The 18,498-nt window shown below is 38.7% G+C and carries 15 protein-coding genes; 13 read left to right on the top strand and 2 right to left on the bottom strand.

Features of this window, described 5'->3' with window-relative positions:
* Positions 1-128: 128 nt before the first annotated feature.
* On the bottom strand, positions 129-1,289 hold the full coding sequence (locus tag WCP78_RS00165; protein WP_336278503.1) for a 5-(carboxyamino)imidazole ribonucleotide synthase: 1,161 nt from the start codon (positions 1,287-1,289) through the stop codon (positions 129-131).
* Between the two features lies 1 nt (position 1,290).
* Complete coding sequence (gene purE / locus WCP78_RS00160; protein ID WP_336278502.1) at positions 1,291-1,788, bottom strand: 5-(carboxyamino)imidazole ribonucleotide mutase; 498 nt, start codon at positions 1,786-1,788, stop codon at positions 1,291-1,293.
* 1,942 nt (positions 1,789-3,730) lie between these two features.
* On the opposite strand from purE, the gene WCP78_RS00155 reads away from it, so the two are divergent.
* From WCP78_RS00155 to bgtG, 13 genes are all read left to right on the top strand, one after another.
* The gene (locus tag WCP78_RS00155; protein WP_336278501.1) at positions 3,731-3,883 is read left to right on the top strand and encodes a DUF5993 family protein; all 153 of its coding nucleotides are present in this window, start codon (positions 3,731-3,733) and stop codon (positions 3,881-3,883) included.
* A 10-nt stretch (positions 3,884-3,893) separates the two neighbouring features.
* A complete protein-coding gene (locus WCP78_RS00150; RefSeq protein WP_336278500.1) occupies positions 3,894-4,472 on the top strand; it encodes a disulfide bond formation protein B in 579 nt (192 codons plus the stop codon).
* A 1,867-nt stretch (positions 4,473-6,339) separates the two neighbouring features.
* On the top strand, positions 6,340-6,558 hold the full coding sequence (gene infA / locus WCP78_RS00145) for a translation initiation factor IF-1 (RefSeq protein ID WP_010702900.1): 219 nt from the start codon (positions 6,340-6,342) through the stop codon (positions 6,556-6,558).
* Positions 6,559-6,776: 218 nt separating this feature from the next.
* Complete coding sequence (locus WCP78_RS00140; protein WP_336278499.1) at positions 6,777-7,460, top strand: Maf family nucleotide pyrophosphatase; 684 nt, start codon at positions 6,777-6,779, stop codon at positions 7,458-7,460.
* Between the two features lie 13 nt (positions 7,461-7,473).
* Positions 7,474-7,773 (top strand): DNA gyrase inhibitor YacG, encoded by a 300-nt coding sequence (gene yacG, locus WCP78_RS00135; RefSeq protein WP_336278498.1) that lies wholly within the window; start codon positions 7,474-7,476, stop codon positions 7,771-7,773.
* 96 nt (positions 7,774-7,869) lie between these two features.
* Complete coding sequence (locus WCP78_RS00130; protein WP_336278497.1) at positions 7,870-8,145, top strand: hypothetical protein; 276 nt, start codon at positions 7,870-7,872, stop codon at positions 8,143-8,145.
* 48 nt (positions 8,146-8,193) lie between these two features.
* Positions 8,194-8,403 carry a hypothetical protein gene (locus WCP78_RS00125; RefSeq protein WP_336278496.1) on the top strand — a complete coding sequence of 70 codons (210 nt, stop codon included), beginning with the start codon at positions 8,194-8,196 and terminating at the stop codon, positions 8,401-8,403.
* On the top strand, positions 8,384-10,978 hold the full coding sequence (gene clpB / locus WCP78_RS00120; RefSeq protein WP_336278495.1) for an ATP-dependent chaperone ClpB: 2,595 nt from the start codon (positions 8,384-8,386) through the stop codon (positions 10,976-10,978). Before WCP78_RS00125 ends, clpB begins: the two co-directional genes overlap by 20 nt.
* Positions 10,979-12,200: 1,222 nt before the next feature.
* Positions 12,201-12,518, top strand: a complete 318-nt coding sequence (locus WCP78_RS00115) for a hypothetical protein (RefSeq protein WP_336278494.1) — start codon at positions 12,201-12,203, stop codon at positions 12,516-12,518.
* Between the two features lie 430 nt (positions 12,519-12,948).
* Entirely contained in the window at positions 12,949-14,274 is a 1,326-nt protein-coding gene (locus WCP78_RS00110) for a PBSX family phage terminase large subunit (protein ID WP_336278493.1), read from the top strand.
* Positions 14,274-16,103 carry a BaGTA-type gene transfer agent portal protein BgtI gene (gene bgtI, locus WCP78_RS00105; RefSeq protein WP_336278492.1) on the top strand — a complete coding sequence of 610 codons (1,830 nt, stop codon included), beginning with the start codon at positions 14,274-14,276 and terminating at the stop codon, positions 16,101-16,103. Before WCP78_RS00110 ends, bgtI begins: the two co-directional genes overlap by 1 nt.
* 59 nt (positions 16,104-16,162) lie before the next feature.
* Positions 16,163-16,960, top strand: coding sequence for a hypothetical protein (locus WCP78_RS00100; protein ID WP_336278491.1), 798 nt, complete (start codon positions 16,163-16,165; stop codon positions 16,958-16,960).
* Between the two features lie 265 nt (positions 16,961-17,225).
* Positions 17,226-18,359, top strand: coding sequence for a BaGTA-type gene transfer agent major capsid protein (bgtG, locus tag WCP78_RS00095; protein WP_336278490.1), 1,134 nt, complete (start codon positions 17,226-17,228; stop codon positions 18,357-18,359).
* Positions 18,360-18,498 lie beyond the last annotated feature (139 nt).

Raw genomic sequence — 18,498 nt, 5'->3', positions numbered from 1 at the left:
TTATTAAAGATTTTCTCGGGAAGACATTCTTGAAAAATACCCTTAAGATTGCTTCTCCCCAAGATGCTTTCGTAGTGTGAAAATGCTCCGATGGCTTAGCGTTTCTATATGTGCATTCGCGCTTGTTATTACTGTTCAGGTTTGCTAACTGAACCCGTTAATTTAATCACATGACCCATTTTGCGGGTCGGCTGAATAGAGCTTTTGCCATATAAATGCACCGATGTATGCTCTTGGGTTAAAAAATATTTGAACTCGTTTAAATTCTTCCCAAGAAGATTGGTCATTTCGCAATTACTGTGGCGATAAGTGCTACCCAAGGGAAGACCGCAAATGGCACGAATATGCTGTTCAAATTGTGAAGTCACGCACGCCTTTTGTGTCCAATGACCAGAATTATGGACGCGTGGAGCCATTTCATTCACAAAAAGATTACCATCCGGTAATACAAAAAATTCAATACAAAGAACTCCAACATAGTTGAGAGTATTCATAATTTTGATGCTTATTTCTTGTGCAGTCTGTTGAACATCTAGAGGAATACGTGAGGGCACAAATGTTTTATGAAGAATGCCCTGTTGATGCTGATTTTCAGGGCAATCATAAAAAACATGATTGCCTTGAGGTGTTCGCGCGCACAAAATCGAAATTTCTAATAAAAAGGGAACAATTTCTTCCAAAATTAATGGCTGTTCCTGAAATTTTATAAAAGCCTCGTTAAGAGCTGCTTCATTTGAAGTATCTAGCAAGAGCTGGTTTTTACCATCATAGCCAAAACGTCGCGTCTTTAAAAGACCACGACCGCCTAACGCTGAAAGACTAGAAATAAGAGAAGAAATGTCTTCAATAGCGTACCACGATGCTGTGCGGATCCCTTGTGAATTCAAAAACTGCTTCTCAAATAACCGATCTTGCGTTATTTCTAAGGCATTGGAAGATGGATAAACAAGTTTGGCTTTTTCTATATATTTAACTACTTCAAGAGAAATATTTTCAAATTCATAAGTGATAATATCACACATCGAAATAAAGCGATCTAATGCTGAGTAATCGTCATACGATGCAACAATATGATGATTCGTAGTTTGGGCTGCGGGGCAGTCTTCTTCAGGGCAAAGAACAACTGTTCGAAATCCAAGTTCTGCAGCCGCTATTGCCAACATACGCGCTAACTGTCCTCCTCCTAGTAAACCAATTGTACTTCCTGAAGCTAACGTGTGAGATGAAGAAAAAGTGCTCGATGGAAGAACACTGTTGGTGGAAGACGAATTATTGAAGGATTCTGTCATATTAAATCTCTGTTATAGGAGTTTGTGCAACATCAGCTGTTTGTTGCTGACGCCAATCTTCTAAACGCTGTGCTAGATTATCATCATGAATTGCAAGCACTGCTGCTGCTAAAAGAGCTGCATTAATAGCACCTGATTTACCAATTGCTAACGTACCTACTGGAATTCCTGCTGGCATTTGTACAATTGAAAATAGAGAATCTTGACCAGATAAAGATTGTGTGTGTACCGGAATTCCAAAAACAGGAAGGGAGGTTAGAGATGCTAACATACCAGGAAGGTGTGCTGCACCACCAGCACCAGCAAGTAATACCTTAAAGCCTGCTGATTTTGCTCCTTTCGCAAATTGGTAAAGGCGCTCAGGAGTACGATGCGCCGAGATAATTCGAGAAATATGAGAAATACCAAGATTGGTTAAAATTTCTGCACTATGGCGCATCGTCGCCCAATCCGATTGGCTGCCCATTAAAATCGCTACGTCACATGAGTGTTTTGTCATTGTTACATCCTTTTCAAGTGTTCAATGCGATTCTTTTTTGTTATTTTTAAATTTTATGTTCTTTTTGCAAAGTTAATTCGTACACAATAAGAGTTTTTTCTTAAACTTTATGAGACTAAAAATATAAGTTTTAAAGATAAGAAATAAAATAACTTCTTTTTAAACACAGAAGATAACATTTCACTGACTATTCTTGAAGTCGCTTTGTTGGTTTTGTGAGAAATGATGCACTTTTTCCAAAGTCAATTCGTACACAAATAAGATTGTTTCTTAAACTGTATCAGACTAAAAATATAAATCTTAAAGAAATGAAGAAAATAACATCTCTGACTATTCTTGAAGTCACTATGTTAGCCTTGTGAGAAATGATACACTGTCTTCACAGGATCGTGATTGTTTTTGGAAAATACTAACAGTAAAATAAACAGGGCATTTGTCAAATAGTAAACTTGGACGGAAAGCCTTTAAAAACAATCTATCAAATACATAGAAAAACTAGATAATCCGAATATTATACTAAAATAAATTATCAGTATAGCAATAAAAGATTTTTCATTTTCAATAATAATCTAATTTAAATAAGCGAGAGACTCAATCTGTAAATATTAAGATATTTTGCAGTTTGGAGTATTTTATCACTCTTTTATGCTGTAGGAAAAAGAGAAGCTCTTTCTTGTGAGGGGAGAAAAGGAGCTTTCCATAACCATTTCAAAGGTCGAAGATGCCATCATTAAACGAGGATCTGGACGTGTCTGTTCATAAAATATTTATCTAAAACACACCTCATATTCTTATAGCAGGTGGTGTTTGAAAAGATCATTAAAAGCGATAAACACAGTTTTTTAATTTTTGTAACCCTCGCAGATCTTTAAGGGGAAAATGTGCTCACATCGCATGATGCATGATAGGGTTATCAGGAAGAGGTAAGATCATAGCGATACAACAATGCTCAACTCCATCTATGAATTTGATTATTTTGTGTTTTTGATCGTATAATTCTCATCAAGAGATGTTGAATCTCTTAAACAAAATCCCAAAAGGTAAAACAATAGCTTTGCTCAGTTCAGCTGTACCGAAAACAAGGGTTATTCAGTTGGAGTTTGGTGAAAAAAACAGCAGGTGAAATAGATGGGGATAAAAAATGTATAAGGGATGGAAGGGCATATGGAGCTAAAAAGAACAGCAGTGAAACAGGATGATAAAGAAAGGAGGACTGTAAATAAGCATGAAAACTGGTAAAATTATCAAAAAATCAAACCATTCTGATCCTAAAGAGATCAAGTCTTGTAGAGATAAAAAAATGCAGAGCACAAAAATACAGCCAAGGCAGATAATCTTCCTCAGAGTGATGTCTCAATGCTGAAAAATCCGATGATGCTGAACATAACATTAAATTAAAGAAAAATAACTGTTTTCTAAGCGTGCTTAATGGATTTTAGTCAAAGTTTCTTCGAATTTTTATGGGTGTTGCTCACAAAAAATAGAAAACAGCCATTATTTGACTAGGAGCGATTAATCTAAAAGAGATCTTCTAGTCAGAAAAAAAATTTGTGGCAACAAAAGGACTAAAATAAGAACAAAAATAACAAGCGATTGAGTGAGAAAACCATAAAATTTTGAACAAAAAAACATAAGGATCTTCGTGATGTTTAATGGTTTTTTATGTTAAAAATTGTTGTAAAAGCCTTCATGACTTCGCCTTAATGCCCATTGAGGGGAAAATATCTTTATTGATTTAGCTTTTCAAAGCCTATATATCCCTTCCATATGTGTAAAAGTGGTACTTGTAGAGACAGTAAGGATAGATGATCAATTGTGGATAGTAGCTTCTTTGTCTCTTTTTTGACAAATTTCCAAATATGTTCTGCGTGATCATGGCGCGGTACAATATGACTGCACATACAGTACATTTAAATATATAGAGATATAGAGGATTTTAACCATGTTTGTTCCATTTTTAATCGCTTTGGGTACGGCAATAACCACTATATATGGGAGACGAAATATAAGCTATGCTCTTTGGGTCTCTTTGTTGGTTGTCATCCTCCTTACCTTTAATCATCATGCAACTTCTGTTTTAAATTTATCTTTTTGAGAGAATAATCATGGGAAATGCTGAACAAAAAAATCCTCCTTTCGCCGTATTTATGAATTCTTTGGGGCTTATTGGTTTATCCATTGTTTTGCTGGTTGCTTTTTATTATCAATTAGCCAAGTTCGAGTTGCCATGTCCTCTCTGCCTTTTGCAACGCGCTGGTTTGATTATGGCAGGATGTGGGTTTCTTCTCAATATACATCACAGAATAAAAAATACCCATTATGCTATGGTTATTCTTGGCTGTATGGTGACAAGTATCGTTGCTGCTCGCCAAGTGTTTTTACATATTACACCAGATGATCTTGGATATGGTTCAACTTTTTTGGGACTACATTTTTATACTTGGGCTTTCATTATCTCGTCTCTTTGTATTCTTGCTGTTGTTTTGGTTATGGTTTTAACTGATTTACCTCAGTTTAAAATATTTTCTTCTTTTCCTGTATTTAGTAAAACAGCAAGTTTCTTATTTGTGTTTTTAATTGCAGCTAATCTCCTTTCTACTGTGCTGGAATGTGGAGGCGGCCAATGCGCTGATGATCCAGTAAGATACGAATTATTATCGGAATGGCTTCCCTCATCTTTTTAAGTTGCTCTCTAAAATTTTGCAGGGGGAGTGGGTAAAACTTTAGGGCTTTTAAGACTATAAGTGTAAAATCTAAAGATCTATAAAAGAGGCAGATGGTTTAATACCTCTGCCTCTTTTCTTTATTGAACGTTTTTCGCATTCTACAACTTATTTAATCTTTGGGGGGAGGAATTTTACAAGATTTCATTGATCTCCAAAAAGACAAATACTATAAACTCTCAGAAAAAATTACAGGTGACTGATAATATGCTCGCATCATGGAATATTATGGTCTTATAGTGGTCAAATTTTAAAGTTGATTTTTTATCATCAATTGATCGCTATCCTTGAGGATCTTTGATTGTAGGGTATGCCAATAAAGCCTTATGGTCTCTTAAGTAAACTCGTGCATGCCTTGGGGATTTGTATCTACCCGTGTGTGCTGTCATAAATTTTTAAAATAGCTTAAACAAAAAAAAGAATATAGCGTCAAACATCTTCGAAAAAAATATCAATAAAATTGTTATATGTATTATAGTATCGGGCAAGTAACAATGGTGGAAAATCTCTTGAATATACAGCGTATCGCCATGGGTGTATCATCTTATGGGCAAGTAACAACGGTGGCGAATAATGACAGTAAACCCGAGAGAAAACAAAAACAATAAAAATAAGAGCCAGTCTCTTCATGAAAGATCAAGTTTTTGCAAAGAGCCATAGATATAAAAATCAATCTTAATCGATTTCTAGCATCAAAAAATAGGTGAGAGAGTTTCACATGTTTCTTACGTTCAAGAAGGCATTACCTCTCTTTCAAAAACAGATATCTTGGATAGTTTATGGAATAAGTGAGGGACACGATTGTCATAAAACCCAAGCCTTTATCGAAAAGGATAAACAATATTTTTGTTCAATAAACTTAAAAACTTATTATCGTATATACTTTTATCATTATTTCTGTGTTTCTGTAAAAGTGTTTTTGTTCATGTCAATAGATGTGGTTTTTATGTTTTGTAGCCCTATGGGAAATAAGGGCGTCGTTATTTTATTTGATAATATCTGCTCTTGAAGGTGATGCTTTAGATATGGAAAGCGATATTGTCAAAATATCTTGAAAAAATATCAGAGAATCTACCATCATAAATATTGTGGTTTTTTGAACTTAAATCATGGATTACATGTGTCGATAACATGGGTAACTGTAATGATCTGTTCGTCGTTTTAAAGATGAGGCACAGAGTCTTGTGGTGTTTTTATTGTCGGTGTTAACCCCTGCCAAGTAGGACAAATCTTTAAAACAATCATTAATCTCTTGATTGCCCTCTCTAGAAGTAAGTGTTTCACAGGTTTTCAAAACAATTTTTATAATGTGCTATGGATAAAACGATTTTGCATAAGTTTGCTACTTTCTTGTTTTCTTTATAAACGTTAAATCGTGAAACAGTAAATAAGGTGCTTAAAATAACGAAAAGAAGGAGTGCCCGTATAAGAGAAATGTTTAATGAATGAAGGATAATAAAGTAAAAAGCCAAGGAAAAGAAAAAAAGCTAAACGTAGGAAAATAACGAAGCAATAACATGGGAAAAAAGTCTATTGAACTATGAAAGAGTTCATTGAATTATGAATTGCTGCATCCTCGTAAGTCTTTTCATACAAAACCATCTGCAATGATAATACACAGTCTCTTAATTAAATATGATAGGACTTTTGAGATTATTGAAGAAAAAATATCAAAGAAAACTCCTCTCTTTCCATTGAATTTTTGTTCACAAAACTGGAAAAATAGGATATGAACGCTAAAATTAATCCGCAGTGTCAAATGAATGCACAAATTATAATGCAGAAAATTGTGTTAAGGTCAATTAAAATATAAAGGAAGTCATTATTTATGTCCAAAGAAGAAGTTTTGGAATTTTCTGGTGTTGTAACCGAACTCCTCCCTAATGCGATGTTTCGCGTAAAACTAGAAAATGATCACGAAATTATTGCACATACCGCTGGGAGAATGCGCAAAAATCGTATTCGTGTGTTAGCCGGTGATAAAATTATGGTTGAAATGACTCCTTATGATTTGACAAAGGGACGCATTACATATCGGTATAAGTAACTGAGAGTCAATTTTTCTTTCTATGAAAACAGAGTGTTTTGGGAAAATGTCTTTGGTTCTTCAAAGAGAGAAATAGGGCAAAAAGTCAATGAGAAGTCATACAATCAAATGTGAGCCAATAAGCCTATAGAAACAAGGTTTAAAAAAGAGATCACATCAAATACATCAGTAATGTCATATTAGTCACGTGGCGATGAAAAAACTCTAAGGGACGGGGAATGGGAGCCATAAGAGGAACCTGCTTACAAGAACCACATTTGGAAGAGATTCAGTTGGTGCTTGCTTCTGCCTCGCCGCGTCGTTTGGCGCTCTTGGCACAAATTGGTCTTGACCCTCATCATGTTTACGCAACAAATATTGATGAAACGCCAAAAGTAAGAGAACATCCTGCCAATCTGGCAAAACGTTTAGCAAAAGAAAAAGCCCTTAAAGCACAAAAAACTTTTCTTTTGTGTAGTCAAAATAATGAGAAAAGTGTGTCAGCGCCAAAAGCTCTGATCCTCGCTGCTGATACAGTGGTTGCTGTGGGTCGGGTCATCCTTCCAAAACCAGAGGAAGAAAGCGAAGCTTATGAGTGCTTACGCTTCCTTTCAGGACGTTCCCACAGGGTTTATAGTGCTATTTGTGTCTTGAATGAACAGGGGAAAAAAAACATAAAATTAGTCGAAAGCCGTGTCCGCTTTAAGCGCTTGACCTCTAATGTGGTGGATGCTTATCTTGCTTCTGGAGAGTGGAAAGGAAAAGCCGGAGGCTACGCTATCCAAGGAAAAGCTGGCGCTTTTGTTGTTCATATCGTTGGGTCTTATTCCAATGTGGTTGGGTTGCCATTAGCTGAGACGGTTGATCTTTTAGCAGCTTATCATTACCCTATTTTCTCTAATTGGACTGAAGAAATTGAGTGACAGGTAAAACAAAATGGAACACTCTAAAGAAAAACAAAAAGAGGGAAGTCTAAACAAAAAAGAAGAGACATCAGAAATGAAATTACACAAACAAGTAACAAAGATGTCTCAAATACAAAAAGAATTAAGTGCGACAAAAATAAAAATATCTCCAAGACATCCTGCCCATCCTTGTCCAATTTGTGGACAGATGTCACAACAAGATGCCTATCCTTTTTGTTCAAAACGATGTCGGGCGATCGATCTGAACCGGTGGCTTTCAGGCGCCTATGTTTTACCTGCTCCACAGCAAGAAACTGACGAAGAAGAATGAAATGAAGCGGTAGGTAAAAGGGTTTTAAAATTCTAAACAGGATATCTATCTGCTTTTTACGAGATATCTACAGCCTTTAAGAAATAGAGCTTGATCTTGGGAGATATCAAAGGCTCAAAGGCTCAAAGGCTCAAAGGCTCAAAGGCTCAAAGGCTCAAAGGCTCAAAGGCTCAAAAGCCCAAAGGCTCAAAAGCTCAAAGGCTCAAAAGCCCAAAGGCTCAAAGGCTTAAAGGCTCAAAAGCTCAAAAGCCCAAAGGCTTAAAGGCTCAAAAGCTCAAAAGCCCAAAAGCCCAAAGGCGAGGGCGTTTGGTGTTAACAGCAGTAGAACTGGGTTCTCTAAAAAGGAGAATGTTGGGCATTGGGTCTTGCTAGCTATTTTGTGAACTCTTGCCTTCTCTTTCTTGCTTTGGGTTATCCTATATGAGGCTTATTGCCATAATTTCTCCTTTTTTGAATATTCTTCCCCTTGTACATCTCCTTATAGAAACCCATATTATCTCTGGAAATACAGGTTTTCTTCGTGCTGCGTTTTTGCTTCTCGTGGTTTTGTCAACTCTTGCGAGCCGCTTTGGCGGATTAAAGTGCAGTGGTGGTCGAGAAAGGAAAAAAAATGAACCTAGAAAAATATAGCGAACGGCTTCAAGGTTTCTTACAGACAGCACAAAATAATGCGCTTTCTTCTGATCATCAGCAGTTTATGCCTGAGCATCTGCTTAAGGTCTTGTTAGATGATCCTCAAGGATTGGCTGCCTCTTTGATCCAAAAAACCGGCGGGGATCTATCTCTCATTCAAAAAATGCTAAAAGAAGCTCTCGATGCTTTGCCAAAAGTGCAGGGCGGAAATGGTCAGCTCTATCTATCCCAGCCATTGGTAAAAGTTTTTGCTATGGCAGAGGAACTTGCACAAAAAGCCGGTGATAAATTTGTAACGGTGGAACGCGCTTTACAAGCGCTTATCATGGAAAAAAACGCAAAAACAGCCGATATTCTAACAAAGGCAGGTGTAACCCCACAAGCTCTCAATCAGGCTATTAATACTCTGCGTAAGGGAAAAACTGCAACAAGTCCACGGGCGGAAAGTCAATATGAAGCCTTGCAAAAATATGCAAGGGATCTCACAAAAGATGCACGGGAAGGAAAACTCGATCCTGTCATTGGCAGAGAAGAAGAAATTCGTCGTGCTATTCAGATTCTTTCGCGGCGTACCAAAAATAATCCCGTGCTTATCGGAGAACCAGGTGTAGGAAAAACCGCAATTGTAGAAGGTTTAGCATTACGAATTGTCAATGGTGATGTGCCTGAAACATTGCGCGATAAACAGCTTTACGCCCTGGATATGGGAGCGCTTATCGCTGGAGCAAAATATCGAGGTGAATTCGAAGAGCGCTTAAAAGGTGTGCTCGCCGAGGTTCAAGCCGAAAGCGGTCAGATCATTCTGTTTATTGATGAGTTGCACAATCTTGTCGGAGCTGGAAAATCCGATGGACCTATGGATGCTTCAAATTTATTAAAACCAGCTCTTGCTCGCGGAGAACTCCATTGTGTTGGTGCTACAACCCTCGATGAATACAGGAAATATGTCGAAAAAGATGCTGCTTTAGCACGTCGTTTCCAGTCCGTCTTTGTGGCCGAGCCAACCCTTGAGGATACTGTCTCTATTCTACGCGGTATTAAAGAAAAATACGAACAGCATCACAAAGTCCGTTTAGCAGACAGCGCTTTGGTTGCTGCAGCACGCTTGTCTGATCGTTATATTACCGATCGATTCTTGCCAGATAAAGCTATCGATTTGATCGATGAAGCCGCCGCAAGGTTGCGGATGCAAGTCGACTCAAAACCTGAAGAACTCGATGCTATCGATCGAAGAATCTTACAGCTGAAAATCGAACGTGAAGCTTTGAAAACAGAAGTCGATCCAACCGCAAAAGAGCGTTTGAAAATCGTGCAAGATGAACTCGAGACACTAGAACAACAGTCTTTGGAAATGACAAATGCTTGGCAAGCTGAAAAGCAAAAATTAGGACATGCCGCTGATTTGAAAAAAAAGCTCGAAGATGCACGAAATGCATTAGCTATCGCACAGAGAAATGGACAATTCCAAAAAGCAGGAGAGCTAGCTTATAGTGTTATTCCAGAGCTCGAAAAACAATTGAATATTGCTGAAAATGATGATCAAAAAAATAGTCTCGTTGAAGAAACTGTAACGGCTGAGCATGTTGCACGGGTCGTTTCACGTTGGACTGGAATTCCCGTTGATCGCATGCTGGAAACAGAGCGAGAAGCGCTGCTGCGTATGGAAGACGAAATTGGTAAGAGGGTTATTGGACAAGGTGAAGCCGTGCAAGCAGTTGCTCGTGCCGTGCGACGGGCACGTGCCGGGCTGCAAGATCCAAATCGACCCATCGGTTCCTTCATGTTTTTAGGCCCTACCGGTGTTGGAAAAACAGAATTAACAAAAGCTCTGGCAGCATTCCTTTTCCAAGATCATAATGCAATGTTGCGGATCGATATGTCTGAATATATGGAAAAACATGCCGGTGCTCGTCTCATCGGGGCTCCACCAGGATATGTCGGATACGAAGAAGGTGGTGTGTTGACCGAAGCCGTGCGCAGAAGACCCTATCAGGTCATTCTCTTTGACGAAATTGAAAAAGCTCATCCCGATATTTTTAATCTCTTGCTACAAGTCCTTGATGAAGGGCGCTTGACCGATGGACAAGGACGAACCGTCGACTTTCGTAACACTTTGCTCATTATGACGTCAAATTTGGGCGCTGAATTTTTAACAGCTCTTCCCGAAGGACCAATAACTGAACAGGCGAAAAATGATGTCATGAATGTCGTAAAATCCTCGTTCCGTCCAGAGTTCCTTAATCGTATCGATGAGATTATTATTTTTCAGAGATTACAACGACAAGATATGGAAGCTATCGTTGATATTCAGATACAACAATTGCAGAATTTGCTCAGTGAAAGAAAAATAACCTTACATATAAAACCTGAAGTACGGCAATTCCTCTCTGATAAAGGATATGATCCCCTCTATGGAGCACGTCCTTTAAAACGCATCATACAAAAAGAAATTCAAGACCCACTTGCTGAGAACATCTTATTCGGAAAAATTAACGATGAAACAGATGTAACAATCGCAAAAGAAGGCGATCGATTAGAGTTCTTACCCGAAAAGACAGAAAAAAATATTTAAAAAACGGGAATGTAATATAAAACTTGACAAGGTAAATCTAAATGAGTACCATAATGATACAATTACAATTGTGTGCTTCGAATAAGTCAGTTAGAATTGTTTTTAGTTGATCGGAGATGATCAAGAAAAGAATAATAAACCGAAGACCCAGAAAGCAGTGAAGCGAGAAAGCTGACACTGTTTAGTTCAATAGAGTAAAATAGCATTCAAAAGTATAGATGGACTTCGAAAGTATAGATGGACTTCGAAAATATAGATGGATTTCGAAAGTATAGATGGACTTCGAAAATATAGATGGACTTCGAAAATATAGATGGACTTCGAAAGTATAGATGGACTTCGAAAGTGTGGTTATATCCGTTCTATAAGATTTTCAAGATTAGAGATTGTGCAGGTTTTATAGTTTTCTTGGGATTTTCTAGAAAGGTGCTAGGTTTTGCACTTTCTAGATGTTGTATTTTAATATTCTTGATGAGATTCTTGACAGATTTTTTTGTGTTCTTGTGTGATCGATGCAATTACAGCCAATATTTTTAAAAAAATCTTTTGCGGAAAGAGAGCACTTTCGGGTGATGCGTCCACGTATAATCACGGCTTTAGAGAATCCCATTTTTATCGTTGATCGGTCGATTTTATGATTTTATTAAAGTGCTGCGCTTGGGGTGATCCATGGGTGATGGTGCTTGCTATAGAGCAATGAAATGAGGAGCTTTCTACTTATGATTCATGAGGGGCTTTCTATCTGTGATTAGAGAACTGTATTTCTCTTTCTCTCTTATATCTGACGCTGATATTTCTATGAAGATGATGGCTGTGTCTTTATGGAATCTTCTTTAATCCATTATTTCTTTTATGGCTTCATTGAGGATCATTTTTATGTATCTGTGGTAGTATAGGCATATCAGTCCTTCTTTGGAAGACGAAAAGTTCTCAAGAGAGAAATAGAACTTTCAAATACCATATCTAAAAGACAATGATCCAAAGGATCATAATATGTGACAAACAACAAAAGTATTTTTGCCACGTCGTTTCTCTGAAAAATATCAAACATAGAGAAGTAGGAGAAATTAAAAGTAGACAATCATAAAGTGGATCAAAAATGATGTCATCAAAATGCAAAATTATGTAACGGTTCTCTACGTATCTTATTGATAATTCGTAAAAATTTTATTGCTGGTTGTTATGCTGGTGCAATCAGTGTTTAGTTATTAAAGGAAAAATAATGGCAAAAGATGAAAGTTGCCTTCCTTTACGCAGGAGAGGACGGCCAAAAGGTGCGTTAAATAAAACAACAAAACGGTTCAATGAAGCTTTGCTGACTGCTGCTGAGCAAGCTGGCTATCAATACGGTGAAGATGGATTGGTATCCTATCTTAAATATCACGCACTTAATAATCCTGTACCTTTTTTTTCGCTTCTCGCGAAAGTGTTACCCCTGCAGGTGACTGGAGAATCTAAAAGTAATACCAAAACAATTTCACGTGTCGAGATTGTTCCCGTTCTTTCAAAGGATGAGGTGTCAGAAGATTGTGGTGCTTGAGGTACATTGGGATCCCAAAGTTATTGATATTCGTACAGGATGTAAAATAAATTTTTTATGAGCCATTTAAAAACCCATTTGTGTGAGGTCTTTCCAACGATCCCCGTGATCGTGATCCTCGTAGTCTCTCTTGCGCGATGGTTTATTGTAGGCAGAAATATTGGGGGGAAGATAAAAAGGTGAAACTGATATTTTATCATAGTGATTGATCGATCCTGAGCGATCTTCGTTAGCTAACTGTGTTCTTGAAGTGATCTTTAAAGGGGTTCTCAGAATAACCTTTTAAGGAAATGGTCAAAGTTTTGATGAAGATCATCCAAAATCCGCAGGGAAGGACAGCCTGTTAAGAAAATGGGCAAAGTGACCTTTAAAAGAATGATTAAAAAGACATTACAAGGAATTTTCTATTTCTAAATCGCAAAATCTGAAAATGACAACCGCTCAAGTTGCTCTTATTCCAAAATTGATCCCTGTTTTCGCTGGAAAAGCCGATATTCGTGCCGCTTGGGGAGGACGTGGATCAGGAAAAACACGATCCTTTGCTTTGATGTCTGCTCTGGTTGGATATCGACATGGAAAATCAGGAGAACGTGGCATTATCCTGTGTGCAAGGCAATTTCAAAATTCACTCAATGAAAGCTCGTTGGAAGAAATTAAACGTGCTATTGAATCTTATCCATTCCTACAAGACTATTATGAAGTCGGCGATAAGTATATCAAGTCAAAAGATGGACGTATTGTCTATGTTTTTGCCGGTTTGGATCGCAATATTGCAAGTATTAAATCGATGGGGCGTATTTTCCTATGTTGGGTGGATGAGGCTGAACCCGTTACTGAAGCCGCTTGGCAAATCCTTATTCCTACTTTGCGCGAAGAAGGAAAAGGTTGGAATGCTGAACTGTGGGTAACATGGAACCCTCTGCGAGAAAATGCACCCGTTGAAAAACGTTTCCGAAATGTCAATGATCCAAATATCAAAGGAGCTGAAATCAATTGGCGTGATAATCCTCAATTTTCAAAAAAACTTAATCGAGATCGTAAGGCAGATTTGAAACAAAGACCAGAACAATATAACCATATTTGGGAAGGAGAATATCTCCAATCCGTGCAAGGCGCTTATTACCAAAAAGCTCTCCTCGAAGCAGAGCAGGAAGGGCGTATTACCAATGTGCCACGCGACCCATTGATGCAGATTAAGGTCTTTTGGGATATCGGTGGAACAGGAGCAAAGGCTGATGCTACCGCTTTGTGGGTGGCACAATTTGTTGGACGTGAAATCCGTGTGCTTGATTATTATGAAGCTCAAGGACAGCCTTTGTCAGAGCACATTGGATGGATATTTCAAAAAGGATATGACAAAGGTCTCATGGTGTTGCCCCATGATGGCGCAACAAAAGATCGTGTTTATAATGTGAGTTTTGAAAGTGCTCTTCAACAAGCCGGTTTTCAAACAAAAGTCATTCCTAATCAAGGGCCAGGTGCTGTTAAAATGCGTATCGAAGCCGTAAGGCGGTTGTTTCCTGCAATATGGTTTAACCGACAAACAACAAAAGCTGGGAGAAAAGCACTCGCATGGTATCACGAAAAGCGCGATGAACAGCGTAATATTGGTCTAGGAGCCGAGCATGATTGGGCAAGCCATGGTGCTGATAGCTTCGGCCTGCTTTGTGTGGCTTATGAACAGCCAAATCTTCAGCCTAAAAAAAATGTTTATCGAACTTCTCACCGTTCTCAAACTTCATGGATGGCTTTTTAATGGATAATTCTAAAGATTCTTTCAATCAACTCGAAACGCTTGAACATCAGGCTCTTTTTAAAAAACTCGTCAGTTGGTATCATGATGATATCGCACATGTCAATCAATGGCGAAAAAATGCTCAGGAAGATTACGACTTTTACAATGGGCGCCAATGGAATGAACAAGATTTGGCCGTGTTGCAAGAACAAAATAGACCGGTCATGACTTTTAACCGTATCGCCCCTTTGGTAAATGCTGTGATCGGTACAGAGCGCAACAATAAACGGCAAGTGCAATTCATTCCAAGACAGGAAGGTGCTGCATTTGCTAACCAAATCCTAACTGGTGCTGCTGAATGGTTTCGTGATGAAGCCGATGGAGAATACGAAGATTCAGACGCTTTTCAAGATACAATCATTTGCGGAATGGGCTGGACAGATACCCGTCTTGATTTTGACGAAGATCCGCAGGGAAAACCTGTCATTGTACGGTTGGATCCTATGAAAATGGTTTGGGATGCAAGTGCTGTTAAACCAAATTTGATCGATGCACAGCGCGTATGGTATATTGATAAAAAACCTCTAGCAATCGCTCAAGAAATGTTTCCAAATATCCATTGGAGCGATCTCGAGGCTGATTGGGTTAAATACGATACTTCCTCGCAACACACCAATAATGCTGATACCCAAAGGTATATGCGAGATGTCGATGATCAGGAGAGCTCTCTAAAGCCAAAAATGGTAACATTAGCTGAATGCAGGTGGTTTGAGCGTGAAGTTGTTTACAAAGTCCTTGATCCGCAAACTGGGAAGTTTACCGATTATTCTGAGAAGGATTTTAAAAATTTAAAAAAAGATTTCCCATACATTCAAGCAACAAAATTAACCAAAAAAGTCGTGAAACGAGCCTTTTTGGGAAGAAAATTGCTTGAAGCGCCAGATAAACCATTGGTGCCTCCAAATCAATTGGGGTGGGAGTGTATTACCGGATATTTCGATAAACTCAGTCGACAATTTTATGGTGTTGTTAAACCAACAAAAGATCCTCAACGCTGGGCCAATAAATATTTTAGTCAAGTCATGCATTTGCTGAATAGCCAATCAAAAGGCGGAATCATGGCTGAACGCGATGCTTTCGATGATGATCGGCAAGCCATGGAAAGTTGGGCACGAGCAGATAGTATTACTTGGCTTAAAACTGGTGCCGTTTCCGGAGGGAGAATCCAGCCCAAACCCGTGGCTCAATTCCCTCAAGGCTTTTTCCAACTGTTTAATGAAGCAAAAGGAGCCATTACGCAAGTCACCGGGTTGTCTCCTGAATTTGTTGGAACACGTGCTGTCAATCAACCAGGGGTTCTTGAAGAACAACGTCGCCAATCGTCACTCAATTTGTTGGCCTCATTCTTTGATGGTTTGCGACGGTATCGCCAACGACAGGGAAAAATTATTCTCTATCTTATTCAAAACTATCTCTCCGATGGACGGTTGGTGCGTATTGCCGGTGATGAAAATGCTCAATATGTACCATTAACACGTGAAATGATCACCAGTTTGGAATATGATATTGTTGTCGATGATGCGCCAACAAGTCTGAACGAAAAAGAACGCACTTTTGCTATTATTATGCAATTGCTTCCTTTAATGCAAAGTTTCACAACTCCAGACATTATGCTTGATCTCTTGCATTATTCGCCTTTGCCAGCATCGCTCATACACAAAATTGTCGTCAAAGCACAGCAGAAGGGGCAAGCTCAAGAAGAACAGCATCAAATATCTCAGCAGAATAGTGGTGCTGGAGCACAACAAGTGATGCAAACAATTTTGCAGATGGCAAACGCTGAAAGATAAGCGGCTGCTGTATTTGAAAAAATCATATCTTATTATTTGAAAAAGGGAAGGCCAATAAAATGGATCAAGAATACTTAACATCTGCAGAACAAGGCCAATTAGGACAAGAAATTATTCCTAAAACACAAGGCGAAAAAGAAATTCAAACTGGACAAGATGCAGCCGAAAATACACGTGAAGAAAACTGGCAAAGTTCTGATGCATTTCGTCAACAGCAAAAAACACACAGAGAGGAAAAATCATTACAAGAGATAGAAGCCCAAGAAGGAGATGCGCCTCCAGATCCGCAAAAAGACTTCATGGGATATATGCAATGGTTGGGAAAAACACTCCATAAACAAGAATTGTTGCGCACAAAACAACAACAAACTCCCCCTGCTCTTGAAGCAGAACAGTTGCGCTCTTTCTATCAATCTTCCGTGACTGCTATTAAACAAAAGCATCATGACTTTGATCAAGCCGCTGACTTTATTTATGATATGCGGGCTAAGCAACTAGCGGCTTTCTCTTCAATCTATCCAGAAATGGCAGATCAAAAAGTTGTTGATACAGTGATCGGTCATGAACTGAAACAGATATTGCAAGAATGTGCGAGAAAAAATCAAAATCCTGCCGAAGTGATCTACACGATTGCACAAAACATTGGGTACACAAAGTCTCAAAGCAATATGGCTGAAAACTTTCAGGAAAAGCACAATTCTGCACGCACATTGGCTGCCTCTAACGGTTTGCTCCCAAGCGATCCTATTTCTTTGGATATGCTCAACAAAATGTCAGAAGCTGAATTTGGTATTTGGGTTAGTGATCCTAAAAATAAAGCTGCTTTTAAGCGTTTAATGCGTGGGGGACATGGATAGAGAATCCTATGGGAGAGCTCTCAAAGGGAATATGGATCCTCTTCTTGGGGTTGGAATGCTGTGTGATCTCTTCAAAGGGGAATTATAGCAAAATCTCTCAGAGAGTGATGTGCGTGGGGGAATTCCTCTCAAAGAGGCAAATATTATGAGTGAGTATCATACAAACACGCAAAAACCAATCCACAATTTGAAAAATAAGAAATGTGGATACTTCAAATAACTGGCACTCCGCTGGTTTTTTATGCAATAATCTTAAGAGGAAAAAATGACAACAAATCAGATCGGAATCAATGATCCCGTGGCCGTATGCGCGTGGTCTAAACTATTGAATCAGGAAGTCTCAAAGGCAATATCTATTTCTTCTTTAATAGGAGAAGATTCCAATAATATTATACAATTAAAAGATGAAACGAGTAAAGCAAGTGGTGATACGATTAACTGTAACTTGCGTGCCCAATTAATTGGGAATGGGGTTTCTGAAGGAGAACAGCTGCAAGGGAAGGAAGAATATCTACAATTTCTCAGCGATCGCTTGGTTATTAATGAACTTTCTCACGCTGTGCGTGTTAGAAATGAAGGAACTATCGATCAGCAGCGTGTCTTATATGATTTGCGCACCGAAGCTAAAAATGGATTGGTGGATTGGTATGCAGATCGTTTGAGCATGATGTTCTTTATACAAGTTTGTGGCTATACCGCAAAAGAAATGTATTTTGAAGGACGAACCGTTAGTATGAGCCCAGTTCATTACGGTTTTAATAAACCAACTGAGCCAACTTCTAAACGCATCGTGAGGCCTAATCAAAAAACAGCAGATGAGGGTTTGGACAAAAGTGATGTATTCACTCTTCAGCTTATTGATCAAGCTGTCGAACGCGCTAAGCTCGCAAATCCAAAAATTAGACCAGTACGTGTCGATGGAGAAAACGTCTATGTGCTTTATCTTCACCCAACACAGGTTACACAATTGCGGACGAATACAGAAGCTGGGCAGTGGCTTGATATTACGAAGTCAATCTACAGTGGAAGCCGCGCGAAAAATCCTATCTTTGATGGGTCGCTTGGAATGTATAATGGGGTTGTTTTACGTGAAGCTGAACATATTACTCAGGGCGTTTCTTCAACAATTACGGCCAAAGAGAGTTCTCCAAATGCTGTGGAAAATGTGCGCCGTGCTGTGTTGCTTGGAGCCCAAAGCGCTATCATTGCCTTCGGGAAAGATCGAGGCGTGACACGCTATAAATTGGTAGAAGAGCTTTTTGACTATGAACGTGAGCTTGGTGTGGGGGCAACAACCATTATTGGTATGAAAAAAACACGTTTTGCCTTTCCAACACATGAGCAAGCTCCTCAGGATTTCGGGGCAATCGTGATCCCAACTTATGCAGAGCCTGCTTAAGGAATATTCAAAAATTTTGTACCTATCTCCCAACAAAATAGTAATTGTTGGGAGAGGACAAACGTAATGCTTAAACTGATGCCATCATCCTTAACAAAGAAGGAGTAGCATTGTTTATGATTGCGGCTGTTTATTGCTC

It is taken from the genome of Bartonella occidentalis, from assembly GCF_037070875.1.
Lineage (GTDB): Bacteria > Pseudomonadota > Alphaproteobacteria > Rhizobiales > Rhizobiaceae > Bartonella.
This window is presented reverse-complemented; position numbering and strand designations above follow the sequence as displayed.

Bases quoted from the DNA above. Each gene is read 5' to 3' on its own strand.
- WCP78_RS00110 (WP_336278493.1), top strand. From the start codon at position 12,949: ATGACAACCGCTCAAGTTGCTCTTATTCCAAAATTGATCCCTGTTTTC.
- bgtI (WP_336278492.1), top strand. From the start codon at position 14,274: ATGGATAATTCTAAAGATTCTTTCAATCAACTCGAAACGCTTGAACAT.
- WCP78_RS00165 (WP_336278503.1), bottom strand. From the start codon at position 1,289: ATGACAGAATCCTTCAATAATTCGTCTTCCACCAACAGTGTTCTTCCA.
- clpB (WP_336278495.1), top strand. From the start codon at position 8,384: ATGAACCTAGAAAAATATAGCGAACGGCTTCAAGGTTTCTTACAGACA.
- bgtG (WP_336278490.1), top strand. From the start codon at position 17,226: ATGACAACAAATCAGATCGGAATCAATGATCCCGTGGCCGTATGCGCG.
- WCP78_RS00155 (WP_336278501.1), top strand. From the start codon at position 3,731: ATGTTTGTTCCATTTTTAATCGCTTTGGGTACGGCAATAACCACTATA.
- purE (WP_336278502.1), bottom strand. From the start codon at position 1,788: ATGACAAAACACTCATGTGACGTAGCGATTTTAATGGGCAGCCAATCG.
- WCP78_RS00115 (WP_336278494.1), top strand. From the start codon at position 12,201: ATGGCAAAAGATGAAAGTTGCCTTCCTTTACGCAGGAGAGGACGGCCA.
- WCP78_RS00100 (WP_336278491.1), top strand. From the start codon at position 16,163: ATGGATCAAGAATACTTAACATCTGCAGAACAAGGCCAATTAGGACAA.
- WCP78_RS00125 (WP_336278496.1), top strand. From the start codon at position 8,194: ATGAGGCTTATTGCCATAATTTCTCCTTTTTTGAATATTCTTCCCCTT.
- WCP78_RS00140 (WP_336278499.1), top strand. From the start codon at position 6,777: ATGGGAGCCATAAGAGGAACCTGCTTACAAGAACCACATTTGGAAGAG.
- WCP78_RS00150 (WP_336278500.1), top strand. From the start codon at position 3,894: ATGGGAAATGCTGAACAAAAAAATCCTCCTTTCGCCGTATTTATGAAT.
- yacG (WP_336278498.1), top strand. From the start codon at position 7,474: ATGGAACACTCTAAAGAAAAACAAAAAGAGGGAAGTCTAAACAAAAAA.
- infA (WP_010702900.1), top strand. From the start codon at position 6,340: ATGTCCAAAGAAGAAGTTTTGGAATTTTCTGGTGTTGTAACCGAACTC.